The organism is Aeromonas sp. A04 (assembly GCF_047780465.1).
In the GTDB taxonomy this organism is placed as follows: domain Bacteria; phylum Pseudomonadota; class Gammaproteobacteria; order Enterobacterales; family Aeromonadaceae; genus Aeromonas; species Aeromonas bestiarum.
On the sequence record NZ_JBLNHP010000003.1, the window covers coordinates 351,747 to 369,817 of the forward strand.

Annotated in this window: 15 protein-coding genes and 1 riboswitch; of the genes, 3 read left to right on the forward strand and 12 right to left on the reverse strand. The window is 61.1% G+C overall.

Annotated elements, in window-relative coordinates; translation table 11 throughout:
- Positions 1 to 148: 148 nt before the first annotated feature.
- The 8 genes from ACM3N8_RS12930 to aerA form a co-directional block, all read right to left on the reverse strand.
- Positions 149 to 688, reverse strand: a complete 540-nt coding sequence (locus ACM3N8_RS12930) for an REP-associated tyrosine transposase (RefSeq protein WP_290018888.1) — start codon at positions 686 to 688, stop codon at positions 149 to 151.
- A 595-nt stretch (positions 689 to 1,283) separates the two neighbouring features.
- Positions 1,284 to 2,495 (reverse strand): 2-iminoacetate synthase ThiH, encoded by a 1,212-nt coding sequence (gene thiH, locus ACM3N8_RS12935; protein ID WP_416016223.1) that lies wholly within the window; start codon positions 2,493 to 2,495, stop codon positions 1,284 to 1,286.
- A 29-nt stretch (positions 2,496 to 2,524) separates the two neighbouring features.
- Complete coding sequence (locus ACM3N8_RS12940; protein WP_290018891.1) at positions 2,525 to 3,292, reverse strand: thiazole synthase; 768 nt, start codon at positions 3,290 to 3,292, stop codon at positions 2,525 to 2,527.
- A 1-nt stretch (position 3,293) separates the two neighbouring features.
- Positions 3,294 to 3,506 (reverse strand): sulfur carrier protein ThiS, encoded by a 213-nt coding sequence (gene thiS, locus ACM3N8_RS12945; RefSeq protein WP_098980943.1) that lies wholly within the window; start codon positions 3,504 to 3,506, stop codon positions 3,294 to 3,296.
- Complete coding sequence (locus tag ACM3N8_RS12950; protein WP_290018894.1) at positions 3,503 to 4,276, reverse strand: HesA/MoeB/ThiF family protein; 774 nt, start codon at positions 4,274 to 4,276, stop codon at positions 3,503 to 3,505. Before ACM3N8_RS12950 ends, thiS begins: the two co-directional genes overlap by 4 nt.
- Complete coding sequence (thiE, locus tag ACM3N8_RS12955) at positions 4,266 to 5,840, reverse strand: thiamine phosphate synthase (RefSeq protein ID WP_416016203.1); 1,575 nt, start codon at positions 5,838 to 5,840, stop codon at positions 4,266 to 4,268. Before thiE ends, ACM3N8_RS12950 begins: the two co-directional genes overlap by 11 nt.
- Positions 5,837 to 7,870 carry a phosphomethylpyrimidine synthase ThiC gene (gene thiC, locus ACM3N8_RS12960; protein WP_290018898.1) on the reverse strand — a complete coding sequence of 678 codons (2,034 nt, stop codon included), beginning with the start codon at positions 7,868 to 7,870 and terminating at the stop codon, positions 5,837 to 5,839. The genes thiE and thiC overlap by 4 nt, the downstream gene beginning before the upstream one ends.
- A gap of 279 nt (positions 7,871 to 8,149) precedes the next feature.
- A riboswitch (TPP riboswitch) is annotated at positions 8,150 to 8,263 on the reverse strand.
- 105 nt (positions 8,264 to 8,368) lie between these two features.
- Positions 8,369 to 9,850, reverse strand: coding sequence for a beta-barrel pore-forming toxin aerolysin (aerA, locus tag ACM3N8_RS12965; RefSeq protein ID WP_290018900.1), 1,482 nt, complete (start codon positions 9,848 to 9,850; stop codon positions 8,369 to 8,371).
- Positions 9,851 to 10,502: 652 nt separating this feature from the next.
- Here aerA and ACM3N8_RS12970 point away from each other — a divergent pair.
- On the forward strand, positions 10,503 to 12,032 hold the full coding sequence (locus ACM3N8_RS12970; protein WP_290018902.1) for an aryl-sulfate sulfotransferase: 1,530 nt from the start codon (positions 10,503 to 10,505) through the stop codon (positions 12,030 to 12,032).
- A gap of 35 nt (positions 12,033 to 12,067) precedes the next feature.
- On the opposite strand, the gene ACM3N8_RS12975 is transcribed toward ACM3N8_RS12970, so the two are convergent.
- Complete coding sequence (locus ACM3N8_RS12975) at positions 12,068 to 12,541, reverse strand: hypothetical protein (protein WP_290018903.1); 474 nt, start codon at positions 12,539 to 12,541, stop codon at positions 12,068 to 12,070.
- Positions 12,542 to 12,628: 87 nt separating this feature from the next.
- Positions 12,629 to 13,045, reverse strand: a complete 417-nt coding sequence (locus ACM3N8_RS12980) for a hypothetical protein (protein ID WP_043134934.1) — start codon at positions 13,043 to 13,045, stop codon at positions 12,629 to 12,631.
- Between the two features lie 90 nt (positions 13,046 to 13,135).
- Between ACM3N8_RS12980 and ACM3N8_RS12985 the strand changes: the two genes are divergently transcribed.
- Entirely contained in the window at positions 13,136 to 13,804 is a 669-nt protein-coding gene (locus ACM3N8_RS12985; protein ID WP_241325999.1) for a response regulator transcription factor, read from the forward strand.
- A 131-nt stretch (positions 13,805 to 13,935) separates the two neighbouring features.
- Positions 13,936 to 15,195 (forward strand): sensor histidine kinase, encoded by a 1,260-nt coding sequence (locus ACM3N8_RS12990; RefSeq protein ID WP_416016224.1) that lies wholly within the window; start codon positions 13,936 to 13,938, stop codon positions 15,193 to 15,195.
- A gap of 74 nt (positions 15,196 to 15,269) precedes the next feature.
- Here the strand turns inward: ACM3N8_RS12990 and brnQ are convergent, their stop codons facing one another.
- On the reverse strand, positions 15,270 to 16,604 hold the full coding sequence (gene brnQ, locus ACM3N8_RS12995; RefSeq protein ID WP_098980951.1) for a branched-chain amino acid transport system II carrier protein: 1,335 nt from the start codon (positions 16,602 to 16,604) through the stop codon (positions 15,270 to 15,272).
- A 514-nt stretch (positions 16,605 to 17,118) separates the two neighbouring features.
- The gene (gene rimK / locus ACM3N8_RS13000; RefSeq protein ID WP_043134929.1) at positions 17,119 to 18,015 is read right to left on the reverse strand and encodes a 30S ribosomal protein S6--L-glutamate ligase; all 897 of its coding nucleotides are present in this window, start codon (positions 18,013 to 18,015) and stop codon (positions 17,119 to 17,121) included.
- Positions 18,016 to 18,071 lie beyond the last annotated feature (56 nt).

Sequence of the window (18,071 nt, forward strand, 5' to 3'; positions counted from 1 at the left end):
CGCGGCAAAGAGGCATAGCCGCCCCTATCGGCCCAAGAAGTGCCGTAGGGTGCAATGAACGAAGTGAATTGCACCTCAATACACTCAACCACAAGATGCCAAAAATGGTGCAATGCGCTCCGCTTATTGCACCCTACGTTAACGCTGTTTATTTATTGTCGTGTGGGATTTTATATTCTGGTATGGCGGTATCTCCCCATGACAAGGGATACCTGCCCTGTTGAACCCAACGATGGAAAGTGGAATATGGCCAATCTTTCGGGGCTGTTACCAACCCATGTTTGACGGGGTTGATATGTATGTAGTCGAGGTGATTGTTGAAATCTTCCTGATCCCGGATCAAATGTTCCCAATAGCGACGCTGCCAAATACCTCGTTCACCACGACGCCAACAAGATTCTGAGCGAGCCTCTGAATTGGGGATTGCTCGCGAAAACTTGCTCTTGATTCGGCGCCAGCGCAGGGGAAAACTTGTATCCCCTTGCGGCAATTCCAACAGGGCGTGTAAATGCTCGGGCAAGACCACCCAGCCATGGATCCGAAATGGGTGTCGCTCTTGAACCTCTCTGACAACCTGCCTGAGCAGATCAATCCGTTCGACCAGTAGATGGTTGTTCTGACGTTCAGCCAGCACGACCGTAAAAAACCAGGTACCCCCCGGTTGCCATGCCCGCCTGTAATCTGCCATCACGTCCCCCTATCATCAGCCATGGAGATAAATGTGGCTCAAATAACAGGAATCCGTAGGGTGCAATGAACAACGTGAATTGCACCGCTTACCATGGCAAGTTTGTTGGCGGTGCAATGCGCTTCGCTTATTGCACCCTACGATTGCCCTGATGTTATGGCGGGCACGGTATTGGTCCCCCCTCCAATCCGCCGAGGGGAAGAGGCAAGGTCAGGAGCGCCATCAGGGATGATGGCGCAGACGCAGCCGGCACAGGGATGTGCCGTCTGCGGCGGTCCGTCCGACCTTGCACCTGACCCGAGGGAAACCGCGCAGCGGTCAGATTGGCGGGGGAGAAGACCTTTGGTGACTTTGGGTCTTTCCAAAGTCACTCGCCCCGGCCCGAAGGGCGGGCGAAACCTCGTCGAGGCCAGCGGCCTCGCATCCTGTGCGGCAAGGCCGTGCCGTATTCCCACCCAAAAACTGCAAAACGGACGATTACGCCTGACGGCTAATCGACCCTACGATTGCACGGCGCAGCCGTGCCTGCTTGCCACAGGCACAGCGTCGGGCTGGACGCCCGGATGCCACCGGCAAAAGGGGGACATGGCCGCCCCTATCGGCCCAAAAACGGCTCCCAGTCCTTAAACACCGGCTGCAACCCCGCCTGCCTGACGGCATCGGCGACCTCACCCAGCGGGCGATCGTCGTGGATGGCGAACTGCTCCAGCTCCTCCTTGTCTCCGTCGGCGTAGCCACCCGGCTGGGTGCGTGATTCCGCCGACATCTGGGTGATGCCAAGGCGCAGGGCGCCGTTGCGAAACGCAGGGGATTCCCGGGTGGAGAGGGACAACTCCAGGGTTGGCGAGAAGAGGCGCCAGGCGCAGATCAGTTGCACCAGCTGCCTGTCCGACATCACCACCTCGGGCTGCAGGCCGCCGGTGCAGGGGCGCAGGCGCGGGAAGGAGAGCGAATAGCGGCTCTGCCAGTGGTGGCGCTCAAGCCAGCTCAGGTGCTCGGCCACGAAATAGCTGTCGGCGCGCCAATCAGATGAGAGGCCGATCAGCGCCCCCAGCCCTATCTTGTCGATGCCGGCCCGGCCCAGCCGCTCCGGGGTGGCGAGCCGCCACTCGATATCCTGCTTGTTGCCGCGCAGGTGATGGCGGGCGTAACTGGGGGCGTGATAGGTCTCCTGATAGACCATGACGGCATCCAGCCCCAAGGTTTTGAGCTCGGCGTAATCCGCTTGCGACAGTGGCTGCACCTCCATCGCCAAGGCGCTGAAATGGCGGCGGATCTGCGGCAGATGCTCACGAAAATAGGCCATGCCCACCTTGCTCTCGTGCTCGCCGGTCACCAGCAGCACGCTGTCGAAGCCACGCGCCTTGATGGCCAGACATTCGCGCTCAATTTCCTCTGCATCCAGCGTCTTGCGCTTCAAGCGATTGCTCATGGAAAAACCGCAGTAGGAGCAGTCGTTGGCGCAGAGGTTCGACAGATAGAGGGGCACGTAGAAGCCCACCGTATTGCCGAAACGCTGGCGGGTGAGGCGCTCGGCCTCAGCCGCCATCTGCGGCAAAAACGCCTCGGCGGCTGGCGAGATCAGCGCCATAAAATCCTGCAAACTGCGGTGCGGATTGGCCAGCGCCCGCTCCACATCCCGGGTCGTCTTGGCGCGGATCTGCATGCCGATATCGTCCCACTCCAGCTCGCGCCAGCGCTCGACAAAGCTTGCTTCCTTTGTCTCAGCCGCGGCCCTCACCCCCTCTCCCACAGGGAGAGGGGGGCGGATCCCATCCATCTCGGGAATCGGGACGAGAGAGGCCATCACCACCGAGTCTTGCCCTGTGCTCAGGCTCATAAGGCCTCCAGAAAATCGGTAAGCGGGCTGGAGGCGCTGGCTTGCAGACCGCGCGCGCCGAGGCCCGCCTCATAGGCACTGCGACCTGCCTCGCAGGCGAGCGCGAAGGCGCGGCCCATGGCGACCGGATCCCGGCTCACGGCGATGGCGGTGTTGACCAGCACGGCGTCGGCGCCCAGCTCAAAAGCGGCGGCGGCGTGGCTCGGCGCGCCTATCCCCGCATCCACCACCACGGGCACCCGCGCCTGTTCGATGATGATGGCGAGGAAATCCCGGGTCACCAGCCCCTGATTGGAACCTATGGGGGCGCCGAGCGGCATGACGGCGGCGCAGCCCACCTCTTCCAGCCGCTTGCAGAGCACGGGATCGGCCCCGCAGTAGGGCAGCACCACGAAGCCCTCTTTCACCAGCTGTTCGGCGGCCTTGAGCGTCTCTATGGGATCGGGCAGCAGGTATTTGGGATCGGGGTGGATCTCCAGCTTCAACCAGTGAGTGCCGAGCGCCTCGCGGGCCAGATGGGCGGCAAACACCGCCTCGGCGGCCGTCTTGGCGCCCGAAGTGTTGGGCAGCAGCTTGACCCCGAGCTTGAGCAGCGGGGTGAGGATGTCATCGTGGCGCTTGCCGGGTTCGAGGCGCTTGATGGCCATGGTCACCAGCCGGGAGCCGCTTGCTTCGATGGCGGCCGCCATCAGATCCGGGCGGGCAAACTTGCCTGTGCCGGTAAAGAGACGGGACGAAAATTCATGGTCGGCTATGGTCAGCATCTCAGCCTCCGGCGATGGCAGTGAAAAGGTGGATCTGGTCCCCGTCATTGAGTCGGGTGTCTGGCCAGCGGCTGCGGGGCAGCACGGCGCCGTTGAGGGCCACCGCCACCCCCTGCGGGGCAACCTCGCGGGCCGCCAGCAGCTCGGCCACGCTGATCTGGTTATCCGGGCTGGTCGTCAGCACCAGCTCGCTGTCGTTCAATCGGATCTTCATTGCGCATCCTCCATGGGCTGGGCAAGGGTGACGCTGCCGCACACTGGGCAGGCGGGATCGGGGGACAACCCCAGGGTCTGCCACTCGTGGGTCAGAGCATCGAAGCGACGCAATGTGCCCGCCACCGGGCTGGGTTTGCCCAGCAGCAGACGCAGGGCTTCCAGCGCCTGCAAGGCGCCCATCACGCCCACCAGCGGGCCTGTGACACCGCTGCTCTGGCAGCTTTCCGTGATGCGGGTATCCAGCGGATAGAGGCAGGCGTAGCAGGCCTGTTCGGGAGCAGTGCGCACCATCAGCTGACCCTGCCAGCCGACGGCGGCGGCCGAGATCCAGGACTTGTTATGAGCCACGCAGGCGGCGTTGATGGCGTGGCGGCTGGCCAGGTTGTCGCAGCAGTCGACAACCAGATCCACCTCGGCCACGAAGGCCGGCAGGCTCTGCTCATCGAGCCGCTGATTGATGGCAATCAGCTCCACATGGGGGTTGTGGGCCACCAACCGCTCCCGGGCCAGCTCGGCCTTAGAGCGATTGACCGCCTCGGAATCGAACAGGATCTGGCGCGGCAGGTTGCTGGAATCCACCACGTCGCCGTCGGCGAGCCACAAGGTACCCACCCCGGCTCCGGCCAGATAGAGCGCCAACGGCGAACCGAGCCCGCCGAGGCCGACGATCAGCACGGATGCCGCTTTCAGCCTCGCCTGCCCCGCCTCGCCGATTTCGCTCAGCATCAGCTGCCTGCCGTAGCGCAGGTACTCCGCATCAGAGAGCATGATCGGCCTCCTGCTGCGTGATGGCCTTATGGGTAAGCGCAGAGCAAGGCTCATCCCCCGCCCCCACGGCCGCCAGCAGCCGCTCGGTCACCCCCTGCCAGTCGTCGCTGGCCGTGATGGCAGAGACCAGGGCAATGCTGCCCACCCCGCTTGCCTGCACCGCAGCCACTCTATCCTCGCCGATGCCGCCGATGGCGACCGTCGGCCAGTCGCACATGAGTGCCCGATAGCGTTGCAGCCGCACCAGCCCCTGCGGGCGGGACGGCATCTGCTTGGTGTTGGTGGGGAAGATATGACCCAGCGCTATGTAGGAGGGGGCCAGCTCGCGGGCCCGCATCAGCTCGAAGTAGCCGTGGGTGGAGAGACCGAGGCGCAGGCCGGCGGCCTGGATGGCGGAGAGATCCGCCGTCTCCATGTCCTCCTGCCCCAGATGCACGCCGTAGGCACCGGCGGCTATGGCCTGCTGCCAATGGTCGTTGATGAAGAGCCGCGCACCGTGGCGGCGACCGAGCGCCACCGCATCGCGAATGGCCGGTGCTACCTGGGCGGCGGGCAGGTTCTTGATGCGCAGCTGGATGGTCTTGACCCCGGCCCCCAGCAGGCGCCTGAGCCACTTGACCGAATCCACCACAGGATAGAGGCCGAGCCGATGTTCGGTCCGGGCGAAGGGGCCATCCGGCAGGCGAGCCTCGCTGGCGGGATAGAGACCAAAGCGGCGATCCAGGCTCGATCCCGCCAGTACGGCGCGGGGAAAGTGCGCGAGACTGGTCGGCCAGCCGAGATGGGCTATGGGGCCAGGGCCGGCCCCCACCCCTTGCGCCCCCGCCAAGCCTTGCTGCAGGTAGGCGCGCGCCAGCGTGATGGCGTCATCGACCGGGTGATCCTGCGCCACCACGGCGGCGATGGCGCTGGCGTAGCAGCAGCCGGTGCCGTGGCCGTGGCGGGTGTCGAGGCGTGGTGCCCCTAGCCAGAACTCGCGGTGCTCGTCCTGGTAGTAATCGAGGCAGAGCTCTTCGCTCCAGCCCAGATGGCCGCCCTTGACCAGCACGGCGCGGGCGCCGAGTTCCCGCAGTCGCGCCGCCCCCGCCCGCACCAGCTCAGGGCTGCTGGCGGGAATGCCGGTCAGTGCTTCCAGCTCGGGGCCGTTGGGGGTGATGAGGGAGAGTCGCGGCAGCAGGTGCTCACGCACCGCCGCCAGCATGTTGGCTTCGGCCATGGGGGTGCCCGTGCTGGCAATCGCCACCGGGTCGTAGACCACAAAAGGCGCTGCCAGAGTATCGAGCCGCCGGGCCAACACCTCCACATGGAGCCGGGTCGGCAGCAGGCCTATCTTGATGGCCGCCGCCTGCAGATCGACGCCGAGGGCGTCGATCTGGGCGCAGAAGGTCTGCATCAGCACTGGGTCGACCATCTTCACCGCCACCGAATTCTGGGCCGTGATGGCGGAGATGACGGAGCAGCCGTGTACACCCAGGCTGTGCAATGTGTGCAGATCGGCCTGAATACCGGCGCCGCCCCCCGAGTCGGAACCGGCTATGGTCCAGACTATGGGTCGGCTGTTCATGCCTCCTCCCGCGCCGGTTTGAGGGCCGCCGCCTGATGGTAGAGTTCGCTCCCCTTCTCCTTGAAGGTCTCAGCCATGCGACTCATGCCGCTTTCCACCTCGGCCACCACCCGCTCCTGCTGGCCATCCATGCCCACCAGCTTCACCTCGACCGCTTCCAGGCTGGCCGCATAGTCGCGCACGTCCTGGGTGATCTTCATGGAGCAGAACTTGGGGCCGCACATGGAGCAGAAGTGCGCCACCTTGCCGGACTCCTGGGGCAGAGTCTCGTCGTGGTAGGCGCGGGCGGTTTCGGGATCCAGCGCCAGATTGAACTGATCCTCCCAGCGGAACTCGAAGCGCGCCTTGGACATGGCGTTGTCGCGGATCTGGGCGCCCGGGTGACCCTTGGCGAGATCCGCGGCGTGGGCGGCGATCTTGTAGGTGATGAGGCCTTGCTTCACGTCCTCCTTGTTCGGCAGCCCCAGGTGCTCCTTGGGGGTAACGTAGCAGAGCATGGCGCAGCCGTACCAGCCGATCATGGCGGCGCCTATGCCGGAGGTGAAGTGATCGTAGCCGGGGGCTATGTCTGTGGTGAGCGGGCCCAACGTATAGAAGGGCGCCTCGTGGCAGTGTTCCAGCTGCTCCGTCATGTTGCGCTCTATCATGTGCATGGGCACATGGCCCGGCCCCTCGATCATCACCTGGACGTCGTACTCCCAGGCGATCTTGGTCAGCTCGCCCAGGGTGTACAGCTCGGCGAACTGGGCTTCGTCGTTGGCATCATAGACTGAGCCGGGACGCAGGCCGTCGCCGAGCGACAAGGCCACGTCATAGGCGGCGCACAGCTCGCAGATCTCGCGAAAATGCTGGTAGAGGAAGTTCTCCTTGTGGTGCGATAGGCACCACTTGGCCATGATGCTGCCGCCGCGTGAGACGATGCCGGTGAGGCGCTTGGCGGTCATGGGCACGTAGCGCAGCAAGACGCCGGCATGGATGGTGAAGTAGTCCACACCCTGCTCGGCCTGTTCGAGCAAGGTGTCGCGGAACAGCTCCCAGGTGAGGTCTTCGGCGATGCCGTTGGTCTTCTCCAGCGCCTGATAGATGGGCACTGTACCGATGGGGACCGGGCTGTTGCGCAGGATCCACTCGCGGGTCTCGTGGATATTGCGACCGGTGGAGAGATCCATCACGGTGTCGGCGCCCCAGCGGGTGGACCAGACCAGCTTCTCCACCTCCTCTTCGATGCTGGAGCTGACCGCCGAGTTGCCTATGTTGGCGTTGATCTTCACCAGGAAGTTGCGGCCTATGATCATGGGCTCGGTTTCCGGGTGGTTGACGTTGTTGGGGATGATGGCGCGGCCGGCGGCCACCTCATCGCGCACGAACTCGGGGGTGATGTTCTCGGGCAGGCGGGCGCCGAAACCCTGACCCGGATGCTGGCGCAGCAGCAGCTCGGAGCGCACCCGCTCGCGGCCCATGTTCTCGCGGATGGCGATAAATTCCATCTCCGGGGTGATCAGCCCCTGACGGGCATAGTGCAGCTGGGTCACCCGGCGGCCCGGCTTGGCGCGGCGGGGCTTGGGCAAGTTATCAAAACGCAGGTGATCCAGCCCCTCGTCGGCGAGGCGCTCCTGAGTGAAGGCGGAGCTGAGGCCATAGAGTTCCTCGGTATCCCCCCGCTCCAGCACCCAGCCTTGCCGCAGGCGCGGCAGACCGAGACGCACGTCGATGACCGCATGCTCATCGCCATAGGCACCCGAGGTGTCATAGACGGGGACAGGCTCGTTGGCTTCGAACTGCGGGTTCTCCTTGCTGCCGCCGACCAGGGTGTCGGCCAGGGTGATTTCACGCAGCCCCACCCGGATATCGGGGCGAGAACCTTCGATGAAGATGCGGCTGGAGTTGGGGTGGGCCATCCCCTTGAGGTTGTCGATAAAGCGCTGGGCGCTGGCGCGCTGCTCGCGACGGCTGGGGGCTGGCTTGCGCTGTTCGGAAACAGCCTGCTCGGATACGGCCTGTTCAGTGGCGGATGATACGGAAGTAGACATAGCAAAACTCTCATTAACTGGTTGAAGTTATGGGTGTTTGCTTGTCTGGAGTTCGAGGAGAAGTGATGAACCTGTGGGTGAGTTGTGCCGCAAGAGGGAGCGAGCCCGGGATCTGTTCCTCCCTGCTCTGCTGTCCGGATCCCCCCTTGTCAGGTGGGTCGTACGACGCCCTCCTGGGCAGACCGGACGGGACAGACTCCCTCTTGTGCGCCCTGACTCATCGAGGAATGGCTCCTCTTGATGAGCGGGAGAGGCTTGTCCCTCCCCCGGCGCGGCAACCCGCAAGTTACCCTTGTTTCCCTTCGCAGGTGCTAGCCTGATCAGGTTCCACGGATCCCGAATTAACGGTCTCAGCCTCGCGTCGTTCGACGGTTGGCACTCCGACAAGATGGCGCCAGTATAAGTGGGGAAATGGAAAGCACAAGCCTTTAACAAGCCCGACCAGTGCAAACAAAAACCGGGCCAGAGGCCCGGTTCCATCACTACAACTCGCTGCCGTTATTGATTGGCAGCAGGGGTCACGCTGAGGCTGACGTTGTTGAAGCCAAGCCCGGAGAGCTCTTGCGCATCGAGCGGGATCTCCAGCCTCAGGCCCTGACCAGCGCCGTCCACACTGCGAGCACGACGCACCTTGCTGTCAGCCGCAAGCGGCACGGGAGCACCGATCTCTATGTTGCCGGCAAACTGGCTCTCGGCACTGAAATCACCGGTGATCCCCGCCCGCACCGGGCGCAGCACTCTGGCCAGGTTGTTCTGCATGGTAGACAGACCGTTCTGCTGTATGGTCCAGTTCCAGTCCCACCACTTCACTTCACCCGGGATGTAACGCTTGTCCCACTGGTAGCGAATGCTGCTCGCCTTGTCCTTGTACGGACCTATGACGAAGGTGTGGTTCCAGTTCGGACGGTTGTCCGGATGGGTATACCAGGCGTTGCCGCCCCAGCGCAGGAAGCCGCTCAGGGTCAGGTCATAGCTGACATCGGCCTTGAACTCATAGGGGTAGGAGATGTCGGCCTTGTAGAGCTCGATCTTCACCGGGATCTTGGAGCGGGCCGGCACAGTCGGTCGCACGGACTGAGACAGGGAGGTGGTGGTCGAGCCCCCGTTCTGGGACGCCCAGGACTGGTTGGCAGCAATCTCGATGGAGAGTTCGGTTTCCCCCACCAGTGGCCACTTGAACTTGTTCTTGGTGGTCACCTTCTCGCTCAGGCCATAGGTGTTGGTCTTGGACCAGTTGGTGGCAGTGTCGTAGCGCAGGGTGACGTCATAGCCGGATTGGGGGGTGTCGCTGTCGTTGACCGCCCAGCCCACCACTGTCTTGACCAGCTGGCGGTCGGACTGGGTGACATCGCCATGTTTGAAGCTGTCGGGATCCAGGTTATAGGCGAAGTTGCTGACCTTGATGGCGGTCTTGTCACCACAGCGATAGCCGTCACAGCCGCCGTCATTGTTGCCACGGATCACCCAGCCGTCGCCATCACGGGTCACATCCATGTCTTCGCCGACATATTGGCTGTGATTGCCGCCCACCCAGGCATAACCGAGGTAATGGGCCAGATAGCTGGTTGGTTTGATGAAATTCGCACTGTCATGTACCAGTCGCCACTGCACATCGACTTCGTCACCATCTGGAATATCCAGGGCAGACAGTGTCGGTATTTCACCGGTAACAGGGTTGGTCGGATAACACCAGGTATTGGACGCTGTCCCTGGTTTTATTTCACCGTTATAACCCGGCCCCATAATGACCCAGCCGTTGGCCAGCCCGCTTATTTGCCATTGTCCCATCATGCCGACAATATTGCTTTTAACGCTTTGGGCTTCTTCTCGATTGACGGGGCGATACTTGTCGCCACAGACCCCTTGGCCCAATGAAAACAAGCGAAGCTGGTCTGGATAGACGGGCTCAGCCGCTTGCGCCTGTGCCATCAGCAGGCCGGATATGATTAATGACAAGCCAGTTAGTTTTAATTTTTGCATAGCAACCCCAATATATTGAACATTGACATGCATTCACCAACTTTATATATCAGCGGGTGGCATGTGAGTACGACAATATCAGTCATATTAATCTCAATATGCGATCCAGCCCACATTTTAATATGCACAACATATTAACAAAATCATAAATTGAACTTCATTCAATATTGATTGATATCATATCAGAGCATCCACTCTATTATTTTATTCGTTACTTAATCATTTTTCAGAATATACGTATAAAAGATATTTCTAAATTAGCAATATCGATATTGCGGAATTGGATGGTGTAAACCTTACTCCAGTTCATCCTCGGGGTTGGGGAGCGGGATCTCGGTCACCTGACCCAGTTGCAGATCGGTGGAGCTTGGATAAGTTATCAAAATGCTGATAACCCAGCTCTTCATCGGCGAGGCTCTCCTGAGTGAAGATGGTACAGAGAACATCGAGCTCTTCTGTGCCCCCGCGCCTTGCCGCAGGCTGCTGTTAGCCTGGTCAGCTTGCCCGGCCCCCGAATTAACGGTCTCAGCCTGACGTTGCTATACGGTCGGCTCTCCGACAAGATGGCGCCAACATGCAAAGCTCACTTTTCAGCTCAACCATGAATTTTTCACTACAATGGATGCAGTTCATTAACACAAGGATGATGTTTATGATGACTATGAAGAAGGCATTTCTGCTAAGCCTCGTCTGCTCCGGGTTATATGGTTGTAATGGTAGTAGCAGCAGTAAAACACTGGCGGAACAACTTGTTTATGATCCAACGACACAGGCCATGGAAGATGATATTCATGATTCCGTATTTATCTCCGCCCTGGATCTGACTGGGCTGGATACAAACAAAATAAAAAACGTCTCTTTTAATATCAAAACGAAAGAGGGTAACCACGCCAAGTCAGTCTCCGCAACATATGATTGGAACTACCTATCAAAAAACAACCTATATGACACTGCAAATAATAGAATAAAAATTCCGATTTTTGGTCTTTATAGTGATTACCTCAATGAACTGACGATTAACATCCAGTTAATCGATGACAGCACCTACTCATTCAAGAAAACACTCGCAACGGCAGCCTATATAGACAGCATAGGTATTTATGACAATGTTGGTATTAGCATCAAGCCGAGCTCGACTCCTAGCTACAGTTATTTTTATCTAAAAGGGTCAAAAAAATCGCCCATCATAATGGATATAGATGGTGAGGTCCGTTGGGATGCTGATATAAAGAAGGCTTCAGGCTCATCTGTTTTCATGGAAAATAACTTCCTGACTGGCAGTACAAAAAACAAAACTATAGATGTCTTGTCCCTCTATGGGAAAACAGATTCATTCGCTGTTGATGGAACAGTAATGGGCAGTGATGCCTATTTTCACCATAATATTGACCAAGGAAAAACCGGTGTGTTGATTGAACTGGATGGCACTACCGGCGGAGCATTGAAAATAGAGTCATTTTTAAGTGAAATAGACAGCAAGGGCAAGATAATCCAAGAGTGGGATCTGGGTAAAATATTCTCTGAATATATGCTACAGGAGGGGGATGACCCCAGCAATTTTGTCCGAGATGGCGTGGATTGGTTCCACATGAACGCAGCGGCTTACGATCCTGCCGATGACACCTTATTAGTCTCCAGCCGCGAAAATTTCGTCGTGAAGCTGGATTACAACACAGGAAGAATCATCTGGTTGCTGGGGGATGAAACCAAACACTGGTACTCCTACCCCTCCCTGCAAAAGCTGGCCTTGTCACTCTCATCGGGGCAAACACCCATAGGGCAACACGCAGTGTCCATCACCAAAGGCGGAAAATTGATGCTGTTCAACAATGGGAGAAGAAGCTTCAACAACCCTGCAGGCACCCCGACCGGCATAGATCTCGCCACCAGTCAGACCGCCATTTTCGATATCGACAGCCAGAACAAGACGGCTCAGGTGGCCTGGAGTTTTGACGACGGCATCTATTCAGATATCTGCTCCAGCATCTACGAAGACAAGTTGTCTGACCAAGGGGACTTTCTGATCAACTATGCCGCTGCCGACAACCGAACCCGAGTCATCATTCAGGGTCTCAATAAGGATAAACAGAAACTGTTCGAGTTTACCTATCCAAGCCCGACCCCCTGCGCTACATCATGGAACGCAACCCAGATACCTCTCGAGAATATTCACTTCAAATAAGCGGCAAGATAGCGCCACCCTGTGGCGCTATCTCCTTATTCATCCTCGGGGTTGGGGATTAGGATCTCGGTTGCCCGACCCGTTTCATCGCGGCTCAGCACCAATTGGCGACCCGGTTGCAGATCGGCGGGACCGCCGTTGAGCCAGCGGGTGCCGGCATCGAAGGTGATTGTGCCCAACCCCTGCAATTGCAGCGAGTGACCGGCCACCGCAAGCAAGGGGGCCTGCGCCCGTCGCCAGTGAACGGCCGCAGCTGACTCGGGCGCGAGATCTGTGCGGCGAATATGCTCGGCGACGCCGTCACGGCTGAGGATGGCGAGCCGCATGCCGGGTCTGAGCTCGTCTGTGTGGCGAACCCCGCTCAGGCGTGCACTGCCCAGTTCCAGTTCGGCGCCCTGAAATTGCAGGCGAATGCCGTCGTTGTGTTCCAGTTCCACCAGCCAGAGCTCGCCATCGGCGGCCAGGGTGCAGAGCGGCAGTGCCAGCAACAGAAGGGAGGTGCGCGTCATAGCAATAAGCCCATGGTCAAACTCGTGTCGAGGTTTAACTATGGATCTGAGCAGGCCATTTTGCCGGTAGACAATTGAAGCTTATGTTCAGTCGTCCTCGCGGCAGCGGCTCAACCGCATGCCGTCAAACTTGCACTCCAGCTCCAGCCAGCGGCCTTCGAAGGGGGCCAGGCTGTCATCCGAAGTGACATACCCCCAGATTCGCCCCTGCGCGACCGGCCCTTCCAGCTCCATCTCATCGTCCTCCTCCAGCGCCTCCACTTCGCGGATCACCCTCAGCTCGCCCTCCATCACCCCTTCCAGATCGACCCAGGTGCCACCGAGATCGTCCTCGCTCAGCCCGTCCTTGAAGCGGGTCCCTTCATCGAGCACGAAGGGAATGCCGTTGACCATCAGCTGGCCCAGCTGCCAGGTGGTGCGGCCGGTCAATTTGAACTCGGCCGACTGCGCGGTGCCAAGTGGCAACAAGATAAACAGCAAGAGCGCGCAGAGAGACTTCTTCATCGGGGATCCTCGGGGTTACACTGCCACACAGGATGGCTTGTCCGGTGTGAGACGAGCGTGAAATGCCGGTCAAAACCAGGAGATCAAAACATGAAAATACTGGTGGTGGAAGACAATCCCCAGGTGGCGGAAACCATCATGGATTACCTGGAGCTGGCCGGGCACAGGATGGACTGTGCCTATCACGGTCAGGCGGCACTGCAACTGCTGGCGCAGCAGCGCTTCGACGTCATCATAATGGACGTCATGATGCCACGCCTGGACGGTCTGAGCACGGTAGAGCGACTGAGAGCCGACGGGGTCGCGACCCCGGTGCTGTTTCTCACCGCCCGCGACAGCCTGGATGACAAGCTGGCGGGCTTTCGGGCCGGTGGCGATGACTATCTGGTCAAGCCCTTCGCCATGGAGGAGCTGGAAGTGCGGCTGCAGGCGCTGGCCCTGCGCGGCCCCCGCAGCGACATGGGGGCGCTGTGCGTGGGCGAGCTGACGCTGGATCCCGCCAGCGGCCGCGCCACCCGCGCCGGGGTCGAGCTCAAGCTCGGCAAGATCCCGTTCCAGATCCTCACCCTGCTGGTGCGTCGCGCCCCCCATCTGGTAAGCCGTCAGGAGGTGCTCGACACAGTCTGGGGCGATGAAGAGCCCGACTCCGATGCCCTGCGCAGCCACATCTACGCCCTGCGCAACGCGCTCGACAAGCCCTTTGCCACCCCTATGCTGGAAACCCTGCACGGCCAGGGCTATCGGCTGGTGACCCCATGACCCAACCCGGAGGCCATGACCGACCAGCGACTGGTGACCCCATGACCAAACCAAGAGACCATGACCGACCAGCGACTGGCGACCCCATGACCAAACCCGGAGGCCATGAGCCATCCCCATCGGGTGACTCAATGGGCCAGCCTGCCGAAGGCCTTGACCAGACACGGCCAGATACCCAGAACAGCCTGCCCAGCCTGCGCCGTCGCCTGATCCTGACCCTGAGCGGGGCCGGCATGCTGCTGCTGATCATCATCAGCCTGCTGATGGTGGTGGCCGAAGACAAGATGGAGGAGCTGAGCCTGCGTCACTGGCTGGAAGCCGAGGTGACCCGCTACAACGACGACTGGCTGCGGCTCGGCGTGGCGGCCCCCGCCCCCAGCCCGCGTCAGTTCTCCAGCTACTGGACCCAGGCCGGCCGGCTGCCCGCCTGGCTCAAGCCCTATCAGAGCCCGGGCTTCTACGAACATGTGCTGGGGGATGAAGACAAGCACTTCCTGGTGCGGCCCCATCCGTCCGGCGAGGGGCTGCTCTATCTGGTATTCAACGATGACGCCGACGACTACCTTGATCCCTATGAAGACCAGCTGCATCTGGCGACCCGGCTGATCGGGCTGGCCCTGCTGCTCGCCTGCATCGGCTTCGGCATCTGGCTGGTGCGCCACATCACACGCCCCCTTGAGCGATTGCGTCAACGGGTGGCTCATCTCACGCCGGATCAGGCGGATTTCGTACCCGACGCCCCCTGGCAGGAGCTGCGGGACATAGAGCTGGCGCTGCTGACCGGCAAGCACGAGGTGGCCGCCGTGTTCGCCCGCGAACAGGAGTTCAGCCGCTTCGCCAGCCACGAGCTGCGCACCCCCAACATGGTGATCCAGGGGTCCGCCGCCCTGCTCGGCAAGGTAACTGACCTGCCGGCTCCGGCCGCCCGCGCCACCCTGCGCATTCGCGCCGCCGCCGACGAGATGGCGCTGCTCACCGAAACCTTCCTGCTGCTGGGCCGCAAGGAGGCGGTGGAGCGTCCCCCACAACGGGTAGCGCCGCTGATCCAGCAGGAGCTGGCGCGCCTGGCCCCGCTGTTGCAGCGGGAGACGCTGGACATCCGGCTACATCTGGACGAGGAGAGCGAGGTGGACGCCCCCCTCTCATTGCTCGCCATCGCGCTCGGCAACCTGCTCAAGAACGCCCTCAGCTATGCCGAAGGACACATAGAGATCGAGCTGTGCGGGCCCCTGCTCACCATCAGCAACCCGACGGCGGCCGCGCCGGATCAGATCCTGGGCTATGGCTGCGGCCTCACCATCATCCAGCGCATCTGCGAGAAGCTGGGCTGGCAGATAGAGACCCGGCTGGAGGACGGCATCTTCAGCGCCAGACTGGCGATGATGGAGTGAAAACAACAAGGCGCCCGAGGGCGCCTTGTTCATTGTTTCCGCCACCAAAACCGGCCAGGAGGCCGGTTTTGCATTCAGGCCAGGCCCTTACTGACAGGCGCCACCTGTGGGCGACCCTGCAGGCGATCCCAGAGGGCCGCCAGCAGCAGGGCACACAGCGAGGGCGGCAGCCAGGCCAGCCCCTGCTCGTTCAGGGGCAGGGCCAGGCTCCAGGCCGGCAGCAGGTCGGCCAGGGCCGAGGCCTTGAGCCCGTCGATCAGGCCGAACAGCAGGCTGATCAGCATGACAGGCCCCACCACCCGGGTGCCGTTGCCCCACCAGCGCAGGGTGAAACTCAGCACCACCAGCACTATGCAGGGGGGATAGATGGCGGTCAGTACCGGCACCGAGAGCTGGATCAGGTGGCTCAGCCCCAGGTTCGAGACCAGCATGGAGAAGCCCCCCAGCAGCAACACCAGGGTGCGGTAGGAGAGCGGCAGGTACTGGGCGAAGAACTCGGCGCAGGCGCAGGTCAGGCCGACGGCCGTCACCAGACAGGCGATGAAGATGAGCAGCGCCAGGAAGCCGCTGCCCATGCTGCCAAAGGTGTGCTGGACGTAGGCGTGCAGGATCTCGGCGCCATTCTGGGCATGGGGCACAAGTTCACCGCTCACCGAGCCCAAGCGGAACAGGCTGAGGTAGACCAGGGTCAAGCCCATCCCGGCGATGAGGCCGGCCAGTATGGTGTAACGGGTGAGCAACTTGGCGCTGCTCACCCCGCGCGAGCGGGCCGCATTGACGATGACGATGCCAAACACCATGGCGCCCAGGGTGTCCATGGTGAGGTAGCCATTGACGAAGCCGTTGGAGAAAGGCTGATGCTGGTAGCTCTCGATGGCAGGGATGGCAGAACCGGCAGGCCACAACAGAACGGCGAGGCCCAGCGCCGCCAGCGCCAGGATCTTGATCGGCGCAAGCACGTGGCCCACTGTGTCGAGCAGCCGGCCCGGGTAGAGGGAGATGCCGATCACCAGGCTGAAGTAGACCAGGCTGTAGATCAGCAAGGCCGAGCCATCATCGCCAAACAGGGGCGCCAGCCCCACCTCGTAGGAGACGGTCGCCGTACGCGGGGTGGCAAACAGCGGCCCCACGGCCAGATAGCAGACGGTGGCGAGCAGCAGCCCGGCCTTGCGGCCGATGGGCGCACTCAGGGCATCCACGCCGCCCCCCACCTTGGCCAGCGCCACCACTGTGAGCACCGGCAGACCGACCGCCGTCAGCAGGAAGCCGGCGGCGGCGCTCCACACCAGCTCACCAGCCTGCAATCCGACCATGGGCGGGAATATGATGTTGCCTGCGCCGACGAAGAGCGCGAAGGTCATGAAGCCCAGAGCTACTATGTCTCTGGATGTTAATTTTTGGTTATTCATGCTGCGTAGTCTGCCTATGACAAGGTAAAATCATGACGGAAGTCGGCGCGAATGGCGTATTCGTGCAAGAAATCCGCAGATAGTTTTATTAAATTTTTATGTTCCGCGACGTGCGAAGGGCGCCAAGTAGAGCGTTTGTGCCACCTGGAGGCAAGTGCGGCACCGCAATCCAGTCACTTCATCCAGAAAATAATTAAGCATTGGTGTTTGATCGTGAGGTGGTGCAATTTTGCAACAGATGATAACGCAAGCATGAGCGTCATTTGCAACCCTATCTTGCCGCTCGTTCCGCCGGCCAGGGCCTCCTGGAACCCTCCTTCTCGCGCAGCGCCATGACCTTCTCCACCCCCTCTTGCTCGACCCCTCGGCAACCTGATTGAGGGGGGGGTTGAGCTGCACCGACGGCCAGATCGGGCTCACCCTGGCGGCCCGGCCCCTCACCCGAGCGGCGAGCCAAAAAACGACGAGGCGCCCGAAGGCGCCTCGTCTGTTCCAACCATTCCGGTTGCTGCACTCATTCGGCAGGCTTGTTCTTGCGGCTCGCCTTGAGTTCGAGGAACTCGATGATCTTGCCCGCCACATCCTTGCCGGAGGCCGCTTCCACCCCCTGCAGGCCGGGGGAGGAGTTTACCTCCAGCACCAATGGGCCACGGGCACTGCGCAGAATATCCACCCCGGCCACATCCAGCCCCATGATCTTGGCGGCCTGCACCGCAGTCGCGCGCTCTTCCGGGCTTATCTTGATCGCCTCGGCGGTACCGCCACGGTGCAGGTTGGAGCGAAACTCCCCCGGCTGGGCCTGACGACGCATGGCCGCCACCACCTTGCCATTGACCACCAGACAACGAATGTCGGCGCCGTTGGCCTCGCGGATATACTCCTGCACCAGAATGTTGTTGTTGGTCTGGATAAAGGCCTCGATCACGCTCTCGGCGGCCTTCTGGGTCTCGCACAGCACAACGCCTATCCCCTGAGTTCCCTCCAGCAGCTTCACCACCAGCGGCGCGCCCCCCACCATGGTGATGAGATCCGGCACATCGTGGGTGCTGTGGGCATAGCCGGTGATGGGCAGACCTATGCCGTGGCGCGACAGCAACTGCATGGCGCGCAGCTTGTCACGGGAACGGGAGATGGCCACCGAGCTGTTGAGGGCCATGGTGTTCATCATCTCGAACTGGCGCAGCACGGCGGTGCCGTAAAAGGTGATGCTGGCGCCGATGCGCGGGATCACGGCGTCGTAACTCTCCAGCTCGCGTCCTTCGTAGTGAATGGAGGGGCTGTGGGAGGCAATATTCATGTAGCAGCGCAGGGTGTCGAGCACCTCTACCTGATGACCGCGCGCCTGTGCCACCTCGACCAGACGGCGGGTGGAATAGTTTCTGGGCTCACGGGATAAAATGGCGATCTTCATGAAAATTCCGCTAGAAGGCAGTGCCTGGGCAGGATGGGGCGGGAGAGTATAAGGTG

Coding starts and splice junctions, on each gene's coding strand:
- ACM3N8_RS12930 (WP_290018888.1), bottom strand. CDS start 688: ATGGCAGATTACAGGCGGGCATGGCAACCGGGGGGTACCTGGTTTTTT.
- ACM3N8_RS12980 (WP_043134934.1), bottom strand. CDS start 13,045: ATGAAGAAGTCTCTCTGCGCGCTCTTGCTGTTTATCTTGTTGCCACTT.
- thiS (WP_098980943.1), bottom strand. CDS start 3,506: ATGAAGATCCGATTGAACGACAGCGAGCTGGTGCTGACGACCAGCCCG.
- ACM3N8_RS12940 (WP_290018891.1), bottom strand. CDS start 3,292: ATGCTGACCATAGCCGACCATGAATTTTCGTCCCGTCTCTTTACCGGC.
- rimK (WP_043134929.1), bottom strand. CDS start 18,015: ATGAAGATCGCCATTTTATCCCGTGAGCCCAGAAACTATTCCACCCGC.
- ACM3N8_RS12990 (WP_416016224.1), top strand. CDS start 13,936: ATGGGCCAGCCTGCCGAAGGCCTTGACCAGACACGGCCAGATACCCAG.
- ACM3N8_RS12985 (WP_241325999.1), top strand. CDS start 13,136: ATGAAAATACTGGTGGTGGAAGACAATCCCCAGGTGGCGGAAACCATC.
- aerA (WP_290018900.1), bottom strand. CDS start 9,850: ATGCAAAAATTAAAACTAACTGGCTTGTCATTAATCATATCCGGCCTG.
- ACM3N8_RS12975 (WP_290018903.1), bottom strand. CDS start 12,541: ATGACGCGCACCTCCCTTCTGTTGCTGGCACTGCCGCTCTGCACCCTG.
- ACM3N8_RS12950 (WP_290018894.1), bottom strand. CDS start 4,276: ATGCTCTCTGATGCGGAGTACCTGCGCTACGGCAGGCAGCTGATGCTG.
- ACM3N8_RS12970 (WP_290018902.1), top strand. CDS start 10,503: ATGATGACTATGAAGAAGGCATTTCTGCTAAGCCTCGTCTGCTCCGGG.
- brnQ (WP_098980951.1), bottom strand. CDS start 16,604: ATGAATAACCAAAAATTAACATCCAGAGACATAGTAGCTCTGGGCTTC.
- thiC (WP_290018898.1), bottom strand. CDS start 7,870: ATGTCTACTTCCGTATCATCCGCCACTGAACAGGCCGTATCCGAGCAG.
- thiH (WP_416016223.1), bottom strand. CDS start 2,495: ATGGCCTCTCTCGTCCCGATTCCCGAGATGGATGGGATCCGCCCCCCT.
- thiE (WP_416016203.1), bottom strand. CDS start 5,840: ATGAACAGCCGACCCATAGTCTGGACCATAGCCGGTTCCGACTCGGGG.